At 66.7% G+C, this 20,816-nt stretch carries 19 protein-coding genes; 5 read left to right on the top strand and 14 right to left on the bottom strand.

What is annotated here, in order from left to right:
* Positions 1–9: 9 nt before the first annotated feature.
* The 6 genes from FBY36_RS17320 to FBY36_RS17295 all read right to left on the bottom strand — a co-directional run bounded on the left by FBY36_RS17320 (position 10) and on the right by FBY36_RS17295 (position 9,638).
* Positions 10–570, bottom strand: coding sequence for a hypothetical protein (locus tag FBY36_RS17320; RefSeq protein WP_142121409.1), 561 nt, complete (start codon positions 568–570; stop codon positions 10–12).
* Positions 567–1,184: a DUF402 domain-containing protein gene (locus FBY36_RS17315; protein WP_200830525.1), complete on the bottom strand. Its 618-nt coding sequence runs from the start codon at positions 1,182–1,184 to the stop codon at positions 567–569. Before FBY36_RS17315 ends, FBY36_RS17320 begins: the two co-directional genes overlap by 4 nt.
* Entirely contained in the window at positions 1,181–3,154 is a 1,974-nt protein-coding gene (gene dxs, locus FBY36_RS17310) for a 1-deoxy-D-xylulose-5-phosphate synthase (protein WP_142121407.1), read from the bottom strand. The genes FBY36_RS17315 and dxs overlap by 4 nt, the downstream gene beginning before the upstream one ends.
* Before the next feature lie 131 nt (positions 3,155–3,285).
* Positions 3,286–6,111, bottom strand: a complete 2,826-nt coding sequence (locus tag FBY36_RS17305) for an aconitate hydratase (protein WP_142121405.1) — start codon at positions 6,109–6,111, stop codon at positions 3,286–3,288.
* 165 nt (positions 6,112–6,276) lie between these two features.
* Complete coding sequence (locus FBY36_RS17300; protein ID WP_142121403.1) at positions 6,277–7,665, bottom strand: class I SAM-dependent RNA methyltransferase; 1,389 nt, start codon at positions 7,663–7,665, stop codon at positions 6,277–6,279.
* Positions 7,662–9,638 (bottom strand): APC family permease, encoded by a 1,977-nt coding sequence (locus FBY36_RS17295; protein ID WP_142121401.1) that lies wholly within the window; start codon positions 9,636–9,638, stop codon positions 7,662–7,664. The genes FBY36_RS17300 and FBY36_RS17295 overlap by 4 nt, the downstream gene beginning before the upstream one ends.
* 118 nt (positions 9,639–9,756) lie before the next feature.
* Between FBY36_RS17295 and FBY36_RS17290 the strand changes: the two genes are divergently transcribed.
* The gene (locus tag FBY36_RS17290; protein WP_142121399.1) at positions 9,757–10,431 is read left to right on the top strand and encodes a potassium channel family protein; all 675 of its coding nucleotides are present in this window, start codon (positions 9,757–9,759) and stop codon (positions 10,429–10,431) included.
* Positions 10,428–11,183 (top strand): potassium channel family protein, encoded by a 756-nt coding sequence (locus FBY36_RS17285; RefSeq protein ID WP_142121397.1) that lies wholly within the window; start codon positions 10,428–10,430, stop codon positions 11,181–11,183. Before FBY36_RS17290 ends, FBY36_RS17285 begins: the two co-directional genes overlap by 4 nt.
* Before the next feature lie 50 nt (positions 11,184–11,233).
* Here the strand turns inward: FBY36_RS17285 and FBY36_RS17280 are convergent, their stop codons facing one another.
* The 4 genes from FBY36_RS17280 to dut all read right to left on the bottom strand — a co-directional run bounded on the left by FBY36_RS17280 (position 11,234) and on the right by dut (position 13,693).
* Positions 11,234–12,004 (bottom strand): DUF3159 domain-containing protein, encoded by a 771-nt coding sequence (locus FBY36_RS17280; RefSeq protein WP_142121395.1) that lies wholly within the window; start codon positions 12,002–12,004, stop codon positions 11,234–11,236.
* Complete coding sequence (locus FBY36_RS17275; protein ID WP_142121393.1) at positions 12,001–12,279, bottom strand: hypothetical protein; 279 nt, start codon at positions 12,277–12,279, stop codon at positions 12,001–12,003. Before FBY36_RS17275 ends, FBY36_RS17280 begins: the two co-directional genes overlap by 4 nt.
* 76 nt (positions 12,280–12,355) lie before the next feature.
* On the bottom strand, positions 12,356–13,069 hold the full coding sequence (locus tag FBY36_RS17270; protein WP_142121391.1) for a DUF3710 domain-containing protein: 714 nt from the start codon (positions 13,067–13,069) through the stop codon (positions 12,356–12,358).
* Between the two features lie 105 nt (positions 13,070–13,174).
* Positions 13,175–13,693, bottom strand: coding sequence for a dUTP diphosphatase (dut, locus tag FBY36_RS17265; RefSeq protein ID WP_142121389.1), 519 nt, complete (start codon positions 13,691–13,693; stop codon positions 13,175–13,177).
* A gap of 115 nt (positions 13,694–13,808) precedes the next feature.
* Between dut and FBY36_RS17260 the strand changes: the two genes are divergently transcribed.
* From FBY36_RS17260 to FBY36_RS17250, 3 genes are all read left to right on the top strand, one after another.
* Positions 13,809–14,297, top strand: coding sequence for a DUF3093 domain-containing protein (locus tag FBY36_RS17260; protein WP_142121387.1), 489 nt, complete (start codon positions 13,809–13,811; stop codon positions 14,295–14,297).
* Between the two features lie 148 nt (positions 14,298–14,445).
* Positions 14,446–15,768, top strand: coding sequence for a septation protein SepH (gene sepH / locus FBY36_RS17255; protein ID WP_142121386.1), 1,323 nt, complete (start codon positions 14,446–14,448; stop codon positions 15,766–15,768).
* 87 nt (positions 15,769–15,855) lie between these two features.
* Positions 15,856–16,464, top strand: coding sequence for a dihydrofolate reductase family protein (locus FBY36_RS17250; RefSeq protein WP_142121384.1), 609 nt, complete (start codon positions 15,856–15,858; stop codon positions 16,462–16,464).
* A 102-nt stretch (positions 16,465–16,566) separates the two neighbouring features.
* Here the strand turns inward: FBY36_RS17250 and FBY36_RS17245 are convergent, their stop codons facing one another.
* The 4 genes from FBY36_RS17245 to FBY36_RS17230 form a co-directional block, all read right to left on the bottom strand.
* Positions 16,567–18,000 carry an HNH endonuclease signature motif containing protein gene (locus FBY36_RS17245; protein ID WP_142121382.1) on the bottom strand — a complete coding sequence of 478 codons (1,434 nt, stop codon included), beginning with the start codon at positions 17,998–18,000 and terminating at the stop codon, positions 16,567–16,569.
* A gap of 102 nt (positions 18,001–18,102) precedes the next feature.
* Positions 18,103–18,834 (bottom strand): thymidine kinase, encoded by a 732-nt coding sequence (locus FBY36_RS17240; RefSeq protein WP_142121380.1) that lies wholly within the window; start codon positions 18,832–18,834, stop codon positions 18,103–18,105.
* The gene (locus FBY36_RS17235) at positions 18,827–20,065 is read right to left on the bottom strand and encodes an alkaline phosphatase family protein (protein ID WP_142121378.1); all 1,239 of its coding nucleotides are present in this window, start codon (positions 20,063–20,065) and stop codon (positions 18,827–18,829) included. Before FBY36_RS17235 ends, FBY36_RS17240 begins: the two co-directional genes overlap by 8 nt.
* A 1-nt stretch (position 20,066) precedes the next feature.
* On the bottom strand, positions 20,067–20,810 hold the full coding sequence (locus FBY36_RS17230; RefSeq protein ID WP_142121377.1) for a DUF5998 family protein: 744 nt from the start codon (positions 20,808–20,810) through the stop codon (positions 20,067–20,069).
* Positions 20,811–20,816: the final 6 nt, after the last annotated feature.

Below are 20,816 nucleotides of genomic sequence, written 5' to 3'. Positions count from 1 at the left end.
GGACGCCTCCTAGAGGGTGAAGCTGCTGGCCGGCTTGGCTGAGTGCTTGAGTTTGTAATGGTCGGGGTCGCTGTAGGGGGCGGCACCGATGCTGAGCTTGGTGAAGTCCAGGTCCTCGCCGCGGGCGCAGACCTTGATGGCGTTCACGGCCTTGTTCACATCCGGGCAAAGGCAGAAGATGTTGAGCTTGTAGTCCGTGAATTCGGAACGCTCCACCGTGCCAAGGCCCCGCCAGGCGAGGTGGCTGATCAGGGCGTCGGTGGCCTTCTCCTCCAGGTAGCGGTCCCGCTCCGTACCTTCCCGGGTCTTTAGCGCGAACTGCGCCACCACCCAGAACTGCTCCCCGGCGGGGATCTCGGCGAATCCGTCCTCCTCGCATTGGGCTGCAAAGGCGTCCAGGAGGCCCTCGGCCGCAGCAGCGTCAGGGACATCGGTTTCCTCGGTCTTGCTCTGGTGCCCCACAGCGCCGAAATTCATGACGAACTGCGAGTAGTCCTCGTCGAACCAGGCCTCCCGGAAGTGGAGGGTGCCCTCGTCGTCGCGCTTGTAGACCCTGACAATGCCGCTCATGTGCGTCCTTTTCTAAACCATTCGACGTCGGTGCCGTCGAACGGAGCTTGCTGTGCCTTCACGGCCTGGTACAGAGAGTCCGCCGAGGACTGGATATCTTCGATCAATTGCTGCGGATAGCGCATGGAGACGCTGTGTTCCGCGAATTCGTCCTGGTCGTCGATGAAGACGCCGCGGTCAGCGGTCCGGATGACGTCCAGGTCCATGTCGATGACGTGGAACTCGGTGACAGCCGGCCGGATCTGTGTCCATTCGTGGCCGACCGCCAGGTCGATGTAGACCCGTACGCCCGCGGGGTGGGCCGAGTCGTAAAAAGTGGCCACCCAGTCACCCTGGCGCGGCACCAGCAGGACGGCGTCCGAACGCGTGTAGAACGCGGCGCCGGGGCGGGAACAGAACTCGTTGGTGCCCTGGAAGATCCACCAGCCATGCCGGTCTTCGCCAAGGTACCGGCCCGGCACCACCCAGTGGGCCTTGCCGTTCCACTTCCGGTTCCGGGAAACCACCAGCTGGCCCGGCTGCAGTCCGTTGGGAACGCGCGTGGTGGTGGTGTGCAGGACCGGTCCGGACTCCCCCGCGGGGCCGGGGTACTTCAGTTCATCCTCGTCCTTCACAGGATCGGAAGGCTGCCGGTGGTGGGGTGCTGCTGCCCGGGCAAGGGCCGTGCGAACGGAACCTTGGTTCCCAAAACCTGCGCCACGACGTCGTGCGTGATCTGCTGGGCGGTCAGCCCCACGCGCTCCAGCACCTGGTTGCGGGTGCCGTGATCCAGGAACTCCACGGGCAGGCCCACCTCGTTCAGGGCGGTGTCCACCCCTGCGGCGCGCATTTCCTGCCGGATGCGTGACCCGACGCCGCCGGCACGCACACCGTCCTCGATGCAGATCACCAGCCGGTGGTGGGAGGCCAGCGCAATGATGGAGCGGCGGACCGGGAGGACCCAGCGGGGGTCCACCACAGTGGTGCTGATGCCCTGCGCACCGAGCCGGTTCGAGACGTCAAGGGCCAGTTCGGACATGGCTCCGACGCTGACGATCAGCACGTCGTTCTCGGTGGAACCGGAGGGGCGGCGGGCCAGGACGTCCACGCCGTCGCTCAACCGTTCCAGTGCCTCGACTGCCGGACCCACGGAGCCCTTGGAGAAGCGGACCACGCTGGGGGCGTCGCTGATGGCCACGGCCTCGCGCAGTTCCTCGCGGAGCCTGGTGGCGTCGCGTGGTGCGGCCAGGTGCAGGCCGGGAACAATCTGAACCATGGCCATGTCCCACATGCCGTGGTGGCTGGCGCCGTCCGGGCCGGTAACGCCCGCACGGTCCAGGACGATGGTGACGCCGGCCTTGTGGAGGGCGACGTCCATCAGCAGCTGGTCGAAGGCGCGGTTCAGGAAGGTGGCGTAGACGGCCACCACCGGATGAAGCCCCCCGAAGGCCATGCCGGCGGCAGCGGTGAGCGCATGCTGCTCGGCGATGCCGACGTCGATGACACGCTCAGGGTGCTTGGCCGCAAACTTGTGCAGGCCCACCGGAATCAGCATGGCTCCGGTGATGCCCACGATGTCGTCGCGCTCATCCGAGATGGCTGCGATTTCGTCGGCGAACACCGAGGTCCAGGACTGTGCCCCGCCGCTGCCGGTTGGTTCGCCGGTTTCCGGATCGATGATGCCGACGGCGTGGAACTGGTCCGCTTCATGGGCGCGGGCGGGGGCGTAGCCATGCCCCTTCTCGGTCATGGCGTGCACGATGACCGGGCCGCCGTAGTTCCTGGCAGTGGAGAGCGCGTGTTCCATGGCCTGGAGGTTGTGGCCGTCCACGGGGCCGATGTACTTCATGCCGAGGTCCTCGAACATGCCCTGCGGCGCCCACCAGTCCTTGATGCCCTTCTTCATGGCATGCAGGCTCTTGTAGGTGAACTGGCCCACGGGGCCACCGTTCTGGAGCTTCTTCTTCCACCAGTCCAGCGCCCCCTCATAGGCGGGCGCGGCGCGGAAGGAGTCGATGGTGGGGCGCAGGGAGGCAAGGTAGTCGGCGAATCCGCCCACGGTGGGTGCATAGGAGCGTCCATTGTCGTTGACCACGATGACCACGCGGCGCTTCTTGTCCGCGGCGATGTTGTTGATGGCTTCCCACGCCATTCCGCCGGTGAGGGCGCCATCGCCCACGACGGCGACGACGTGGCGGTCGCCTTCCCCGGTGAGCTGGCGGGCCCGGGAGATGCCGTCCGCCCAGGAAAGGGAGGAGGAGGCGTGGGAGCTTTCGACGATGTCGTGCTCTGACTCGGCCCTGGCTGGATAGCCGGAGAGCCCGCCTTCCTGGCGGAGGGTGCTGAAGTCCTGGCGCCCGGTCAGCAGCTTATGGACGTAGGACTGGTGGCCCGTGTCGAAGACGATGCTATCGCGGGGAGACTCGAAAATGCGGTGCACGGCCAGCGTCAGTTCCACGACGCCGAGGTTAGGTCCGAGGTGGCCGCCCGTCTGGGAAACGTTCGTGATCAGGAAGTCCCTGATCTCCGAGGCCAGCTGTGCCAGCTGTTCCTCGGTCAACTCGTTCAGGTCCTGCGGATTCCGGATGGTGTCCAAGATTCCCAATGACCCCTCCTTCGGGTGGTAGACGTGCCGTTTAACTCTAACGCCTTGGTTTTGGCTGCAAAGCCGAAGCCCCGGCTGGTCGGTGACCGGCCGGGGCTTCGGGAGGATGTTGCCTGCTGGGCAGAAACCCGCTAGTTCGCGGAGATCTGGCGCAGCACGTACTGCAGGATGCCGCCGTTGCGGTAGTAGTCCGCTTCACCCGGGGTATCGATGCGCAGGACGGCGTCGAACGACTTCGAGGAGCCGTCCTCGGCGGTAGCGGTGACCTTCAGGGTCTTGGGCGTGGTGCCCTCGTTCAGGGCGGTGACGCCCTCTACCGAGAAGGTTTCCGTGCCGGTCAGGCCCAGGCTGGCAGCATTCTCGCCGGCCGGGAACTGCAGCGGCAGGACGCCCATGCCGATCAGGTTGGAGCGGTGGATGCGCTCGTAGCTCTCGGCGATGACCGCCTTGACGCCCAGCAGGGCGGTCCCCTTGGCGGCCCAGTCACGGGACGAACCGGAACCGTACTCCTTGCCGGCCAGGACTACCAGCGGGGTGCCGGCTGCCTGGTAGTTCTGCGCGGCGTCGTAGACGTAGGCCTGCGGGCCTTCAGCCTGGGTGAAGTCGCGGGTGAAGCCACCCTCAACCCCGTCCAGTAGCTGGTTCTTGATGCGGATGTTCGCGAACGTACCGCGGATCATCACTTCGTGGTTGCCACGCCGTGAGCCGTAGGAGTTGAAGTCCTTCCGCTCCACGCCGTTGGCCAGCAGGTACTGGCCGGCGGGGGTGTCGGACTTGAACGAACCTGCCGGGGAGATGTGGTCGGTGGTGACGGAGTCGCCGAGCTTCAGCAGCACGCGGGCTCCGGTGATGTCGTTGACCGGCTCCGGGGTGGCCTGCATGCCCTCGAAGTACGGGGGCTTCCGGACGTACGTGGAGTTGGGATCCCAGGCGAAGGTGTCGCCGGCCGGGGTGTCCAGGGCCTTCCAGCGGTCGTCGCCGTCGAAGACGCCCTCGTAGCCCTTGGCGAACATGTCCTTGTCGATCGAGGAATCGATGACCTGCTGGACCTCAACCGGGTTGGGCCAGATGTCCTTCAGGAAGACGTCGTTGCCGGCCTCATCCTTGCCGAGGGCGTCGGTTTCGAAGTCGAAGTCCATGGAACCGGCCAGGGCGTAGGCGATGACCAGCGGCGGGGACGCCAGGTAGTTCATCTTGACGTCCGGGTTGATCCGGCCTTCGAAGTTGCGGTTGCCGGACAGGACGGCGGCGACCGCGAGATCGTTGGCCTGGACGGCCTCGGAGATCTCGGCTTCCAGCGGACCGGAGTTGCCGATGCAGGTGGCGCAGCCGTAGCCCACGATGTAGAAGCCGAGCTTCTCCAGGTAGGGGGTCAGGCCGGACTTCTCGTAGTAGTCGGTAACAACCTTCGAGCCTGGGGCGACGGAGGTCTTGACCCACGGCTTGGAGGTGAGGCCCTTTTCGACGGCGTTGCGCGCCAGGACGGCGGCGGCAAGCATGACCGAGGGGTTGGAGGTGTTGGTGCAGGACGTGATGGACGCAATGGTGACCGCGCCGTGGTCCAGTTCGAATTCGCGCCCGTCAGCCATCTTCACGGGAACCGGGCTGGTGATGCGGCCCGCTCCCCCGTGCGCCGCCGAGTACTTCGGCGGTTCGCGGTCGGTGTCCGAGACGTGGGTTGCGCCGCTGGTGAAGGACGGGGCGTCCGACGCCGGGAAGGTCTCTTCGAGGGACTCGTCCAGGGTGCCTGCGTTGGCGTCGTGCGAGACGTAGTTGAGCAGGTCGTGGCGGAACTCGTCCTTGGCCTCGGTCAGCTCGATGCGGTCCTGCGGGCGCTTGGGGCCGGCGATGGACGGAACAACCGTGGACAGGTCCAGTTCCAGGTACTCGGAGAATTTGATGTCGCGGGACGCATCGTGCCACAGGCCCTGTTCCTTGGCGTAGGCCTCCACGAGGGCGACGTTCTGCTCGGACCGGCCGGTGAGGCGCAGGTAGTCAAGGGTGACGTCGTCGATGGGGAACATGGCGGCGGTGGAACCGAACTCGGGGCTCATGTTGCCGATCGTGGCGCGGTTGGCCAGCGGCACCGCTGCGACACCTTCGCCGTAGAATTCGACGAACTTGCCCACGACGCCGTGCTTGCGCAGCATTTCGGTGATGGTCAGCACCACGTCGGTTGCGGTGGCACCGGCGGGGATGCTGCCGCTGAGCTTGAAGCCCACGACGCGCGGAATCAGCATGGAGACGGGCTGGCCGAGCATTGCTGCCTCGGCTTCAATGCCGCCCACGCCCCAGCCCAGCACGCCCAGGCCGTTGACCATGGTGGTGTGCGAGTCGGTGCCGACGCAGGTGTCGGGGTAGGCGCGGAGCGCACCATCCACTTCGCGCGTCATCACGGTGCGGGCCAGGTACTCAATGTTGACCTGGTGCACGATGCCGGTTCCCGGGGGAACAACCTTGAAGTCGTCGAATGCCGTCTGGCCCCAGCGCAGGAACTGGTAGCGCTCACCGTTGCGCTGGTATTCGATCTCCATGTTGCGCTCCAGTGCGCCGGAGTTGCCGAAGGCATCGATCTGCACCGAGTGGTCGATGACCATTTCGGCCGGTGCCAGCGGGTTGACCCGCTTGGGGTCCCCGCCCAGGTCCTTGACCGCTTCACGCATGGTGGCAAGGTCAACCACGCAGGGAACGCCGGTGAAGTCCTGCATGATCACGCGTGCCGGCGTGAACTGGATTTCTGTATCGGGCTCCGCATTCGGATCCCAGCCTGCCAAAGCGCGGACGTGATCGGCGGTGATGTTCGCGCCGTCCTCTGTCCTCAACAGGTTTTCAAGCAATACCTTGAGGCTGAACGGAAGGGCTTCTGCACCTTCAACGGAGTTCAACCGGAAAATTTCGTATTCGGTTCCGGCTACATTAAGTTTGCCTTTTGAACCGAAGCTGTCCACAGTGCTCATCGCAGGACTCCTCTCGCAACAGTTTCATCTTTGTCGCGCGGTTGACCGCCTGCTAGTTAGGACGCCCTAAGTAGTTACAGGGCCCGAAAATTGCACACGGCCGGCCGAGATTACGGGCGCGACGTGGGACTACTACGGCCATCGTAGTCCAAAACCCCGGCGGCATCATGGAGCCGGAGCCAGCAGTGCCACTGTCTCGAGGTGGTGGGTGTGGGGGTACAGGTCGAAGGCCCGGAGTCCGGCCAGGTCCCACCCTGAGCGGCGGAAGTAACCCAGGTCACGGGCAAACGACGCCGGGTCGCAGGACACGTAGGCAATGGCCCGGGGCTGCGACGCGACGAGCTGGCCGACGACGGCTTTCCCGGCTCCGGCCCGGGGCGGGTCAAGGAGCAGGGCGTCGAAATTCCGCGGCTTCTGGCGCAGGACCCGTTCCACGCGGCCCTGGACCACCTCCACCTGCGGTGCTGAATGCAGGTTCTTCCGGGCGTCGCGGCTGGTTCCCGGCGCCCCCTCGACCGACAGTACGGACCCCGTCTCCCCCACGGCGTCGGCCAGGACTGCGGTGAAGAGGCCGGCGCCCGCGTAGAGGTCGGCAACCACGGCCCCGGCGTGGAGGAAGTCGCCCTCCCTCAGGAATTCTGTGACAGCCCCCACAAGCGTCCCGGGCGCGTCGCGGTGGATCTGCCAAAAGCCCTCCCCAGTGACCCGGTAATTGTGGCCCATGGCGGATTCCTGTACCCAGGTCCGCCCCCGCAACTGCGTCACACTGCCCGTCAGCGGATCAAAGACCGCCACCGAGGCTTCCTCCGGCACTCCCGCAGCGATTGCCCGCAGCCGTTTCTCCTTGGTTCCGGGCGCCGGGGCCAGGAGCACCAGGGGCCGCGACCCGTTGGCCGGGGCCGCCACCTCGACCCGCTCGATGCCCTGGAGGTCCAGGTCCCACAAGCGCAGCCCGTTGATGGCGTCGCTGGCCAGGGGCATCTCCCGAACCGGGATGATGTCGTTGGAGCGGTGCGCATGCATGCCCAGCCTGCCCCCGGGGGTGACCGAAAAGCTGGCCCGTGTGCGCCACCCAAGCCCGCTGCCGCCGTCGTGGTTCTCCCCCACGGCTTCCACGCCGCCGGTCCAAACGGGCGGCATATGCTCAAAGCCGGCCAGGCGCGTGAGCTGTTCTGCCAGGACGTCCGCCTTCAGGCTGCGCTGCCGTGCCAGCGTCATGTGCCCGAACTCGGCACCTCCCACCGGCGGGTGCCCGTGGCCCCATGCTCGCAGGGAATCCGCCGGGCGCCAAAAGTGCTCCACCCGGTCCGTGGAAACCTCAAGCACCTCGATGACATCCGCCCGCCAGAACTTCGCATCGTCTCCTGCGTCGGTGAGCCGGACCCGGACTTTCTCCCCCGGTATGGCGTGCCGGACAAAGATAACCCTGCCCCCGTGGCGGGCCACACAGTGCCCGCCATGCGCCACGGGCCCGACGTCGAGGACCACCTCTTCGCCTGTATGGCCGGCGGCCTCGCGTGCCTGCGGGGCGGTTGAGGAAGTTCCTGTGGTCACTGCACGTCCTGGAGGTTCTTGGCTTCTTCGGATGATTTGAGCTGCCAGGGAACGCTGGCCACCATGACCCCCGGTTCAAAGTGCAGGCGTGTCTTGATGCGCAGTGCGGTCTGGTTGTGCACCAGCTGCTCCCACCACTTGCCCACCACGTATTCCGGAATGTAGACCACGATGAGGTCCCGCGGGGAGTCCAGGCGCATCTGCTTGATGTAGTCCATGATGGGCGTGACGGTCTCACGGTAGGGGCTGGCGAGGACGGTCAGCGGGACGGGGATTTCAAGCTTTTCCCAGTCGGCGATGGTGTGCGCCGTTTCCTCCTGGTCGATGTCCACCGTGATGGCGTCCAGCCGGGATGGCCTGGACGCACGGGCGTAGGCCAGGGCGCGCAGGACGGGCTTGCGGACGTGCGACACCAGCAGGACGGCGTGCACCCGGGTGGGCAAGGCCCGGGGCGAGGAGTCCTCGTCCACCGCAAGTTCCTTGGCCACGTTGTCGTAGTGCGCCCGGATGCTCCACATGATCAGGAACAGGATGAACATGGCCAGCAGGGCAATCCAGGCGCCCTGCTCGAACTTGGTGATCAGGACGATGACCAGCACCAGCGCGGTCATGCCGAAGCCGATGCTGTTAATGGTGCGGGACTTCATCATCCGGCGCCGGACGGCCTTGTCCTTGGCGAGCTTCAGCTCGCGCCCCCAGTGCCGGATCATGCCGAGCTGGCTGAGGGTGAAGGAGATGAAGACTCCCACAATGTAGAGCTGGATGAGCTTGGTGACGTCCGCGTCGAAGGAGATGATGAGCACCAGGGCGCCAGCCGCGAGGGCCAGGACGCCGTTGCTGAACGCAAGCCTGTCGCCGCGGGTCCGGAGCTGGCGGGGCAGGTAGCCGTCCTGCGCCAGGATGGACCCCAGGACCGGGAACCCGTTGAAGGCGGTGTTGGACGCGAACACCAGGATGACGCCGGTGGCGGCCACCACGATGTAGAAGGGGATGCTGCCCGCGCCGAAGATGGTCTGGGCGATCTGGCTGATGGCGGGGTTCTGGACGTATCCCTCCGGCAGCGGGTTCCCGTTCAGCAGGAATTCCGTGGCAGGGTCCAGCACGATGTGGACTTTGGTGGCGTTGGCCAGGTAGATGATGCCGGCCAGCATGGCCGCGCCGATCATGCCCAGCAGCAGCAGGGTGGTGGCCGCATTTTTGCTCTTCGGGTGCTGGAAGTTCGGCACACCGTTGCTGATTGCTTCCACGCCCGTAAGCGCCGCGGCTCCGGAGGAGAAGGCCCGGAGCAGCAGGAAGGCACCGGCCAGGCCCACCAGGCCCTGGTCGAAGCCCTCGGCCGGGACGATGGTGAAGGCCGCGGACGGCGCCTCCCCCAACTGCCCCGTTGCGGCCTGGAACACGCCTACTGCGGTCATGCCCAGGATGGATGCCATGAAGATGTAGGTGGGGACAGCGAAGACACTGCCCGCTTCCTTGATGCCGCGCAGGTTGACCAGGGCAAGGATGACGACGCCGATAGTGGCGATGACGGCCTGCTCACCGTGCAGGGATGGTACGGCAGTGGTGAGGTACGCGGCTGCCGAGGACATGGACACGGCCACGGTCAGGACGTAGTCCACCAGGAGGGCCGAGGCCACCGTCAGGCCGGCGTACTTGCCGAGGTTCACGTTCGCGATCTCGTAGTCGCCGCCGCCTGATGGGTAAGCGTGGACGTTTTGCCGGTAGGACGCGACGACGGTCAGCAGCACCACCATCACGGCCAGCCCCACCAGCGGCGAGATGGCCACGGCGCTGACGCCTGCCAGGGCAAGGGTCAGGAGGATCTCGTCCGGCGCGTAGGCTACGGAGGAAAGGGCGTCGGAGGCGAAGATCGGCAGTGCGATCTTCTTGGGAAGCAGGGTATGCGCCAGCCGGTCGTTCCGGAACGGCCGTCCCACCAGCACCCGTTTGACGGCGTTCAGTATTGTCAACACCCCACAAAGCTAGTCTGAATCGCGGACGATGTCATGACGGCTCCGGGCCAGGCCTCACAAGGGCCATGCCGGTAGAGTTCTAGCTGCACGATCCTGACTTACATATGGAGGAGATACGGTGGCGCATTTCGTGATCATGGGATGTGGCCGGGTGGGGGCAACGCTGGCGCACACGCTGGAGGATGCCGGGCATTCCGTGGCCATCATCGACCAGGACGACCGCGCCTTCCGCCGGCTCCGCCAGGGCTTCACCGGACGGAAAGTCACCGGCGTCGGCTTTGACCGGGACACCCTCAAGCAGGCGGGGGTGGGTGAGGCCTACGCCTTCGCCGCAGTCTCCAGTGGTGACAACTCCAACATCCTGGCCACCCGGGTGGCCCGTGAGACCTTCCACGTGCCGCATGTCGTCGCCAGGATCTACGACCCCGGACGGGCCGAGATCTACCAGCGCCTGGGCATTCCCACGGTGGCCGCTGTCCGGTGGAGTGCCGACCAGGTGCTGCGCCGCATCCTTCCCGAGCAGCACCTCGCGGGCGACTTCCGCGAACCCTCCGGACGCCTGGTCCTGGCCGAACTGGAACTCGATGCCGGCTGGATCGGGCACCGCGTCAGCAGTATTGAGAAGGCTGCCGATGTCCGCGTGGCGTACCTGACCCGCTTCGGCGAGGGCCTGCTGCCCGACGCCGGGACCGCCTACCAGGACGGCGACACCGTGCACGCCATGCTGCAGGTGGACCGCAGCGCCCAGATCGCACAGATCCTCGCCAAAGCCCCTGCCAAGGAGTACCAGTGAAAGTTGTTATTGTCGGCGCGGGCAGCGTCGGATCGTCCATCGCCAGGGAGCTGCTGGCGCACAAGCATGAGATCCTCCTGATCGACCTCAAACCCGAGGTAATCGGACGCAGCGGCCTGCGGGGCGCCCACTGGCTGGTGGGGGACGCCTGCGAGCTCTCCACGCTTCAGGGTGCCAAGGTGGAGGATGCCGACGTGGTGGTCTCCGCCACCGGCGACGACAAGGTGAACCTGGTGGTGTCCCTGCTGGCCAAGACCGAGTTTGGGGTTGGCCGCACCGTTGGCCGGGTGAACAACCCAAAGAACGACTGGATGTTCAACGATTCATGGGGCGTCGACGTGGCCGTGAACACCCCGCAGCTGATGACCGCCCTGGTGGAGGAGGCGGTGGAGATCGGCGACCTGGTCCGCCTGCTGACGCTGCAGACGGGTGTGGCGTCCCTGGTGGAATTTACGGTTCCGCACGATTCCCACGTCATCGGCATGACCGTGGGCGACATCCACTGGCCGGAGGACGCCACGCTGGTGGCGATCCTGCGGGACCAGGCACCCATCACGCCCAGCCGGGACGACGTGATCGACGGCGGCGACGAGCTCTTCTTCGTCACCACCATCGCCGCTGAGGACGGACTCCGGGAGCTGCTCTCGTCCGCCCCCGGCAGCATCGACACCGGTGACGCTGCGGAGAGCGCCCAGCCCGCCGCCGCAGGCAGCCACGGGCACGCCCAGGACGACGACGGCTTCGACGGCTAGGTTCGCCGCCGCACCCGTGCGGCTGAATTCTGGCTGAAGTAAAAGCGGGTTCAGGCCACCTGGTCTGCGCCGGCTTCAGGTTCCGCCGGAGCAGGCCGGGTCACGAGCCAGGCCACCCAGACACCGAGGATGTACAGCGGCGCCCCCATGATGAGGCGGGTGGTGGCGAGGGCAGCCAGTCCGTCGGTTCCCATCAGGTAGAGGGGCACCTGCACGATGAGCCGCATCGCCAGGACAGCCACGATGATCCAGGTGCCCAGGCGGTACGCCCTGACCCGGTCAGGGTCCTTGCGCCACTCCACCCCTTCGTTGCGGATGAAACCGAAGAGGAGCCCGGCCACCGGCCACTTGACCGCAATTGAGATGACCATGGCCAGGATGTAGGCAGCGTTCGTGAAGAAGCCGGGCAGGTAGAAGTCCTCGGCCTTGCCGGTGGTGTTGGCCAGCCAGGCGGAAATGCCCACGCCCACCACGCCCGCCAGGGCTTGGGTGAGCGGGCGCCGCTGCATCAGGCGGATAACGGTGAACACGGCCGCGGATGCCAGGGCTGCCACCAGCGACAACGTGAGCTCGCGGGTGATGGTGAACGCCACCAGGAACACGAGGCCGGGAACGATGCTCTCGGCAATGCCCTGCACTCCCCCGGCGCTGCGCAGGACGTCCACCCGCCCGTCGTGGGTGCGGTGGAGCCCGGCCTTTGCGGCGTATTCTGCGGCGAGGCCGGCAACCGGGGATGGACCGGGAGCCTGCGGCGTGCCCTCCTGTGCTCCGCCCGGCTGGGCAGGACCGGAGGGCTGTTGTTCGGGCTCTTGGGCGGTCATTCGTGCTCCTGGCGGGACAGTATCTCGTAGCGGGGATTGAAGATGGTGGGCATGTCTTTGCCCCGGGCCAGCATCCCCTCAACCCGGATTTGTGCGCCTGCTTCGATGCCGGGCACACGGTGGCGGCCCAGCCAGACGACGCGGAGGCGCGGGGGCCTGCCCCGCCTCGGACCAGTGGCGGGACGATCGGCGTCGTCCTCGGAAAGGATGGCACTGAATTCGGGGTTCCGGTCGGCGGGGACGAAGGTCACTGATTCGACGTGCCCCTGGCACATGACGCGTCCCTTGTCCGGAAGTTGCCCCAGCGGGGTAAGCCCGCCGGATGCATGGACCGGGTTGTCGTGGGGAGGTTCAGCCGATCTGGGTAATTTCGGGACCACGTTCGGGCTCCTCCAGGGTGGGCTCGGCGGGCGGAGGAGTGGCGGATGCGTCCTTGGGCAGCCTCAGCTGCAGGAGGTCGCGCGGCGGCATGGGGCTGTCGCCGCGGACCACCACCACCTGCCGGAACAGTGCCTCCAGCGGTTCCGCGGCGGGGCGCTCCAGCGCCGCGGGCCCGCCCAGGACGCCGCGCAGGAACCAGCGGGGACCATCGACGCCGATGAAGCGGGCTACGCGGTAGCCCTGGCTGCCGTCCGGAAGGCCGGCGGGCAGTTTGGCCACGAGTTCGGTGCCGAAAGCCCCTTCCACCTCTTCAACCTGGCCGCCCTGCGCACCCACCGACTGGCCGATCTGTTCGCGGATCTCGTCCCACAGGGTCTCGGTCTTGGGCGCCGCGAAGGCCTGCAGCTGAAGGCTGGAGCCGTTGAGGTCCAGGGTCACTGCCACCACCCGCTGCGTGGCCTCCTCCACTTCGAGGCGGAGCTGAAGGCCCTCGCTGGGAGTGATCAGCAAGGCTCCGAGGTCCACATAGCCGTCGCGGCTGCTGATCTCGGCCTCGTCGAATGGGCCGTCCTGGCGGCGGGCGCCGGTGGCGGATGGGCTTTCTTCACCCTCCGCAACGGTGAGCTCATCGGCCGGCTCTGCCGGCTCTTCGTTCTTTGCTTTCCTGCCGAACCCAAAGACCATGGGTGACTCCTTAATTCCGAAAATGTGCCAGTCCTGAAACCTGACGGCGGAACTTTCGAGGTTCCGCCGTCGTGCATGCCGGTGTGGCAGCGGTGCAGCCTGAGGTCAGGCTCCGGGGAGGTTGAACCCGCCGGTGGAGCCGAAGCCGCCCGTGCCGCGCACGGACCCGCTCAGTTCGCTGACAGGAATAAATTGGGCATGCTCCACCCGCTGGATGACCATTTGGGCAATTCTATCGCCGCGCCGCAGCTCTATCGGCTGGGACGAATCGGTGTTCAGCAGCGTTACCGAGATCTCGCCCCGGTAGCCGGCGTCAACGGTGCCGGGGGCGTTCACGATCGTCAGGCCGTGCTTGGTGGCCAGGCCGGACCGGGGGTGGATCAGCGCCACGAAGCCGTAAGGAAGAGCGATGGCGACGCCGGTGGGGACCAGTTTGCGCTCCCCGGGCATCAGGACCACGTCCTCGCGGGCACGGAGGTCTGCGCCTGCGTCGCCCGGATGCGCGTAGGACGGCGCCTCCAGCTCCGGATCCAGCATCTTCAACTGGACCTGCAGGGTGGGAGCTGCAGGGGCGGGCAATGCTGCGTCCGGGACAAGGTCTACCGTGGCGGGATGATCAGTCACAGTCACTCACTCTAACCCGCGCTCCCAAATCGCTCCTAGGGAAGCGCGGCCTGAAGCCGGGCGGGGGTGCCTGTCCCAAGGTGAAATAGCGAGCCAAAGGTGGAAAGCTGGGGCTATGCCCGATTCAAACCCGTCTGCGTCCGTTCCCAGCACACCCTCTGCCCGGATGGCTGTTATCTACAGGGAGAAGCTGTGGCCGAACGCCTGGATCTGGATTATCGCCGCCGGCGTCTCCGCGGCGGGCATCCTGGTTTTCGCCCCGATCAGCATGGCGGCGGGCTACACCGCTGCGTTGGTGCTCTTCGCCATCATCGCTGTCCTCCTGGTTCTTTCCACCCCCGTCATCATGGTCACGGCGGACACCCTCACCGTTGGACGGGCCACCATTGAACGCCGATTCGTCGGCGCTGTACAGGAGTTCAGGGCCGGCGAGGCGACGGCGGAACGGGGCACCCGGCTCAACGGGCTTGCCTACCTGTGCATCCGGGGCTGGATCGACCCAGTCGTGAAGATCGAGATCACCGACCCCGCCGACCGGACCCCCTACTGGCTGGCCTCGACCCGCCATCCTGATCAGCTGACGGCAGCCCTGACGCGGCGCTGACGCTGCCGGGCTGCCCGGCAGCCGCCCGAACACGCCTTTCCGGCTTGGTTCCAGCGGAAAATCACGGCGCGCCCTGCTCCTTGAGCCAATTCCCCGCCGCTGGGTGGCAGAGTTTCGATTGATAGTAATGCCAGGGTGGAGGATTTGTATGCAGGATCTACGGCTTGTAGGCGTGCACGACGACGGGACGCATCTCCTGTTGAGCGGGGCCGGCGGCGAGATGTTCCAGCTGCCGATCGATGAGGCCCTCAGGACGGCCAGCAGGTCCACGGCCAAGCCGCGGGCGGAAAGGCCTGCCGTTCCCATGTCCCCCAGGGACATCCAGGCACGAATTCGTGCCGGGGCGACGGCCGCGGACGTCGCGGAGTTGTCCGGGATGCCGCTTGCCAAGGTGGAACGCTACGAGGGCCCGGTCCTCGCGGAGCGCGAATACGTTGCCCAGCAGGCGCGGAAAGTCGAAGTCGCGGCGCCCTCCCCCGGCCATGACATCTACCGCTCCGCTTTCGGTGACAACCCGGCGACTTTGGGCGACATGGTAGCCCACCGCCTGTCCGCCCACGGCATCGATCCCTCAACGGTGGAATGGGACTCCTGGCGGCGCCAGGACGGTACATGGACTGTCTCGGCGAGCTTTGAGGCCAAGTCCGGCGGCACCTCTGGCATTGGCGAGGAGCCGCCCGCGCTGTGGACGTTCAATCCGGGACGGAAGTCACTGCAGAACACCAACCGCTGGGCGCAGCAACTGAGCGAGCTTGAGCCGCTGGACGGACCCGTTCCTGCCCGCCGGCTCACCGCGGTTTCCGACCGCCCCTTTGATTTCGAGACGGATGCGGATGCGTCCAAGACGCCAGCCGGCGCCCAGGGGGTGCCCGTCCAGGATTCCAGCAAGGAGTCAGACGGCCTCCTGGACATGCTCCGGTCACGGCGCGGCCAGCGGCTGGGCGTGGATGAGGACTCGGACGACGCATTGGCGCTGCTGCTCACGCATGGCGTGCCGGCCGCCCATCCCCGCCCTTCCGAGATGCCGGCCGAACCCGAGGCAGAGGAACCGGATGCGCAGGATGACCAGCAGGATGCGCCGGCAGCCCAGGGCGAATCCTTCATCAGGCGCAGGGACACCAGGCCCTCCATGCTGTCCAGGCTCAGCCTCCTTCCGCCGCACCGCGACAACCACGATGATGCGCTGCGGCTTCACGACGGCGTGAGCACCGACACGAGGGAAATCACCATTGCGGCGTCCCCGCAGAAACCCTCGGGTTCCGTTCCCGCGGCAGGTCCCGGAACGTCCGGCGGAGCCGGACTGGATGAACTGCTCGGCAGCAATCCCCGGCGCCCGGCCGCAAAGCAGGACGACACTGCCCCCTCCACCGGACAGCTGCCGGAGACTGAGGCGCCGGAACGGCCTGCACGGCCCAAGCGGTCCAGCGTGCCGTCCTGGGACGAGATCGTTTTCGGTACCCGGAGCGACTAGCCGCCCCGGGCTCCCTTATGGCTTAGGTCACGTGCTAGGCTCCCCAGCACGTGCCGCATGCAAGGCACCATCCTCAGGAGGTTTGCGGTGCCGGACACAACCTGCCACATGTCAGTCTCGCTGGACGGTTTCGTCGCAGGGCCGGACCAGAGCCGGGACAACCCGCTGGGCCGGCGGGGGCTGGAACTGCATGGCTGGCACATCGGTGACCCCCGGGCGAACGATGCCGACAAGGTGGCCAGCGAATGGCTGATGCGCCCGTGTGGCGCATATGTGATGGGCCGGAACATGTTCGGCCCCATCCGCGGGGACTGGGATGAGGAATGGAGCGGTTGGTGGGGCGCCGAACCGCCGTACCACGCCCCTGTCTTCGTTCTGACGCATCACCCGCACGGCCCCATCCAGATGGAGGGCGGGACTACCTTCCACTTCATCACCGTCGGTTTCGACGCCGCCTACGCTGCAGCCAGGGAAGCCGCCGGGAACAACGGCGTGGATATCGCCGGCGGAGCGTCGACAGTCCGGCAGGCGCTGGCCGCCGGCGTGGTTGACGAGCTCACCCTCGACATCGCACCGGTCCTGCTCGGTTCAGGGGAACGGATTTTCGACGGCGTTGAATCCTTCGGTTTCGAGCCCGTCGAGGTGCTCCACTCGCCGCTGGCCACCCACATCCGCTACCGCAGGGTTCTCCGGTAGAACGCCCGCCCAGTTATTAGGCGCCCAGAACTCACCGGGACCCGCCGCCCACTTCGCTGCTGCCAACTGAGGTCCGTCGGCCAGAGGTGCAGAAGTTCGGCGTCACGAAGCGAGGAATTCGATGAGCGCGTCTTCGAGGAGGCTTCGTTCTTCAGGTTGCGGTCGCGCAAGTGTTGGTGAACATCGCGGCAACTTGGGTGGCTCCCAGTCCTGATGTTCGCTGGCGTAGTGGCGGCCGGTGGGTGAGGTCCAGCCCGGTGGTTCGGTCTTGCTGGCCGCGGTGGGTTTCCAACGTGTGGTGTGCCGGAGCTTGTGGTGTTTCGGGCATGGTTGTCCCAAGTTGCTGATGCCGGTGGTGCCGCCTTTGTGCCAGGCGAGGATGTGGTCGGCCTCGTTGTCCAGCGAGTTGTTGCTGCAGCCCGGGAACGGGCACTTGCCATCCCGCATCCTCAACCAGGCCCGCATCGCTCTTGTGATTCGGTAGCTGGTCCTGCCGATCTCCAACGGCGCCCCGTCCCGCGGATCCACCAGGACCCGGTGGAAGGAATCAGCGCCGTCCGCGACGAGCCGCCGTGCCATCGACGGCGGGATCGGCCCATACCCGTCCAGGACCGCCGGCTCCTCCGTCACCCCCATCAGCGCGAACACCGGGACCGTCACCAGAACCTGCGCCTGGATGGCACTGCTCCCGCTCATGTTGCCACTGGTGTCACCGCCCGTGCCCAGCCCACCATTCAGGATCGCTTCGGCAAAGGTGTCTGCACGGAGCTGGGGCATGGTGCGGGACTCGTTAGGTCCCTGCATCGCCCGGGCAATAGCGGTGAGCCGGTTCCAGCCCGCCAAGGCCTGGTCCGCGGGCAGGCACGCGCTGAGCCAGGCCATCCCGTCCTGGTCCGGCCGGAACTCCACCCGCCGGTCCGCCACGCCCTTGGCATGGCGCTTCTCGATGCTTTCGGCGTGGTGGCGTTCCCGCCAGAGCCGGGCTTTGGACTTGAACCGGTGCGCCGGCATCTGCCCCATCGGGCACCCCCGGGCCGCGTCAAGTGCGTCAGGGTCCAGGAAATGCGCTTCCAACGCCGCCGCCCCCGCAGCATCAAGGCTGGCCGTCTCATCGGCCATGGCCACGGCGTGCTGCCATGAGATCACCCCGGCCTGCAAAGCCTCCAGGGTAAGCGGCAACCTGGCGGTCACGGCGTGGGAGGTGGCAAGGAAAGACCCCGCAGCCCGCGGACCCAACGCCAGAACGCACCCGATCTCCGCCGAGACCGCCATCTCCTGCGCCACCACCGGCATCCCCGGCCCCGCAACAGCCCAGGCAGCCTCCGCGTACCTCACGGCGGCTTTCGCCTTTAGCCCCGCGATCCCCGCCTCGACCTGCCGGGACCCAGCCAAAATATCCAGGCACCCATCCGCCAACCTCGCCAACGGATCAGCGGCAGAAAACGGCTCCAAACCCGCCCCATCAACTTCTGCGGTGAGCACAGCGAGGGCAGCCTTGATGTCCTCAAACGCCCTCGCCACCGCCGCTTTCCCCATAAACCCATCATCGTGGGAGGGTCTGACATTCACAGGCAACGGTCAGCGCAAGGGGCGGCCCTATCCACGGCCATCCGTGTCCAGGGTGACGCGCCGTAAAGCCTAGGCCCCGCGGTTCTCCCCCGGTCCGCCTGAGCCCCGCCACAGGCAGGCATCCACATCGAACGGCAGCAACTGGTCCTGCTGGGCCATCAGGCTGGCACCGTGCGCCGTCACCCGCCGCATGAAGTGGCGCCGGCACAGCGTCTCGTAGCCCACTAGCGGCACATGCTCCGCCTCGAGGTTGGCGGCAGCCTCAACAACCATGTCTACGTCGCCCACCACAACCTGCGCGCCCTCGGTGACCATGACGCCGTCGACTGTCCTGGCGTTATGCGTGGCGCGCCGTCCGCACCAGCACAGCGCCTCAACCTGGAGCACCTGCACGCGGTCGGCAAGCTCGATGAGCCGTTGTGAACCCGGGAACAGCCGGGTGCGGAAGTCGGCCGTGATGCCGAAGGCAAAAACGTCGACGTCGATTTCGTCCACCACCTTGGCCAGCTGCTCCACTTGCTCCGGAGTGTAGAACTGCGCTTCGTCGCAGATCAGGTAGTCAACGCGCCGGCCCTGGGTGCGGCGGAGCATCACTTCCTCCCAGAAGTCGGTGCCGTCCAGCACCTCCACCGCATCCGTTTCCAGGCCCAGGCGGCTTGAGATGCGGGACTCTCCGGCCCGGTCGTTGCGGCTGAAGCGCACGCCGCCGCGGCCGCGGGCCCGGTGGTTGTAGTCCATCTGCAGCGCCAGGGTGGATTTGCCGCAGTCCATGGTGCCGGAGAAGAAAATGAGTTCAGCCACGCCGGCGGTTCCTTCCTTCAGCCGTGAAGCACAGCAGCGGGACCTCCCGCTCCGCCTTCGTCAGCGAGCCGTGCTGGCCCACCACTTCCATGGCAGTGGGCCGCATCCGCCGGCCGTCGTAAAGCGCGACGGCATCACGGGCCGCGATCATCACGTCACCGATCCTGCCGGCAACAGCGGGCCGGACGTCACCAAAGAGTCCCCCGGCAATGGCTTCCTCACGCGTGAAGGCCCAGACCCGGTCACCGAACCGCGCCTTCCATGCGGCAAGCAGCCTGTCCCGCACGCCTGCATCCGCTTCCAGGTCCGCCTCTTCAAGGTACAGGTGCACCATGCGCGGTTCCCCGGCCGTGTGGCGGACGCCGTCCACCAGCTCCGGATGGGTGGAAAAATCGATCCGCTGGGTTTCCGGGACGTCCAGCATTCCGTGGTCCGCGGTGAGCACAATGGTGGTCCCGGCGGGGAGCGAGGAGTTGAGCCGCTTGACCGTGGCATCGAGCTCTTCCAGCTGGTGCTCCCACTGCTCCGAACGGCAGCCATAACGGTGGCCCGCCTTGTCCAGCTCGTTGACGTAGAAGTACATGAGGGACGGGCCGGAGCCTGCCATGGCCTCGGCGGCGGCGGCAGTCCGGGCGTGCGCGGTGGTCCCCGGGATGAACCTGCCGCCGCGAAGGGCAGCCCTGGTCATCGGCGAGCCGTCGAACTGGGAGAGGCTGACGGTGCTGACATCCACCTGTCCGGCGATTTGTTCGAAGACTGTGGGAAAAGGCTGCCACTCGGCCGGGTCAACACCCGGATCCCAGTTCCCCAGCAGATTGACCACCTTGTCCTGGTCGGGGTCCAGGACGTCATAGCCCACCATGCCGTGCTGGCCGGCGGGAAGTCCGGTCCCAAAGCTGGACAATGCCGCTGCCGTGGTGGAGGGGAAGGCGGAATCCAGCCACACGGGGACCTCGCCCTGCCCGGCCTGCATCACGGACCGCAGGAACGGTGTGTGGGCCGCCTTTTGCTTCAGCAGGTTCCGGCCCAGCCCGTCAGCGAGGACTATGCAAACCCTTGATGCGGCCGGGAATCCCAAGGCGTTGGTGAAGCCCTCCACGCCGATGCTGGCTGCGGCGCTGGTGAGGACTTCCGCGATGGAACGCTGTCCGTAGGCGGGTGCGGCTGGAAGGTCGGCAGTGCGGCCGGTGGCTGCGGTTTCCTGGAGGGCTGAGGGGCGTTCTTCCGGCATCTCAGCGCTGCTGGTGCCCGCGGCTGAGCCGGTTGCCGAACACCCCGGCACGCGGCCGCGGCGCCATGGACTGGGCGTGGGAAACGGGCGTTGCAGAACCCGTGTTGACCGCGCGCAGGGCCCTGGCGAAGAGCTTGGCGTCCTGCACCGCCTGCAGCCCGTCAGCCTCGGCGCTGATGCGAAGCACGATGTCTTCCTGGGCGATGGTTCCGGTGTAGCCGTGGTCAGCCTCGCACTGCGGATCCCCGCAGCTGGCCGGACCCATGTCCAGCCGCTGCCCACCGGACCAGGCAATGGACAAGGTGAGTTCCCGGACGGGGTCCGAAGGCTTGTAGTTCTGCGGCTGGGCGTACATGTAGCTCAGGACCACCGACCGGATCTGGGCCACGGGGACGGACTCGGTGGAGATCTGGGCGACGATCTGCTCCCCGGCCTCATCCAGCTGCTGGTCGTCCACGTGGGTGATCACCAGCATGTCCGCGGTGAGGACCAGCACGGTGATGTGGCGGCGCACCTCCGCACGGTCAAAGTGGGTTTCCAGGTGCACCAGGTGGGCCACGCAGTCCCGGCCGTCCAGCGCGTCATCGACGACGTCGGACACCAGGGGCGGGTAGAACCCGGCCTTCTGCAGCGCATCTTCCAGGCTCTGGCCCTGGATTCCGTGGTTGTGTGAGCTGTGCTGGCGGACTGCCTGGTTTTCGTTGCCGGGCGTTTCGGGCGCCGAAGCGGGAGGCTGGAAGCTCATGCCCCC

The organism is Arthrobacter sp. SLBN-122 (assembly GCF_006715165.1).
In the GTDB taxonomy this organism is placed as follows: domain Bacteria; phylum Actinomycetota; class Actinomycetes; order Actinomycetales; family Micrococcaceae; genus Arthrobacter.
Note: the sequence above shows the minus strand (reverse complement) of the source record. Positions and strands in the feature narration are given on the sequence as shown.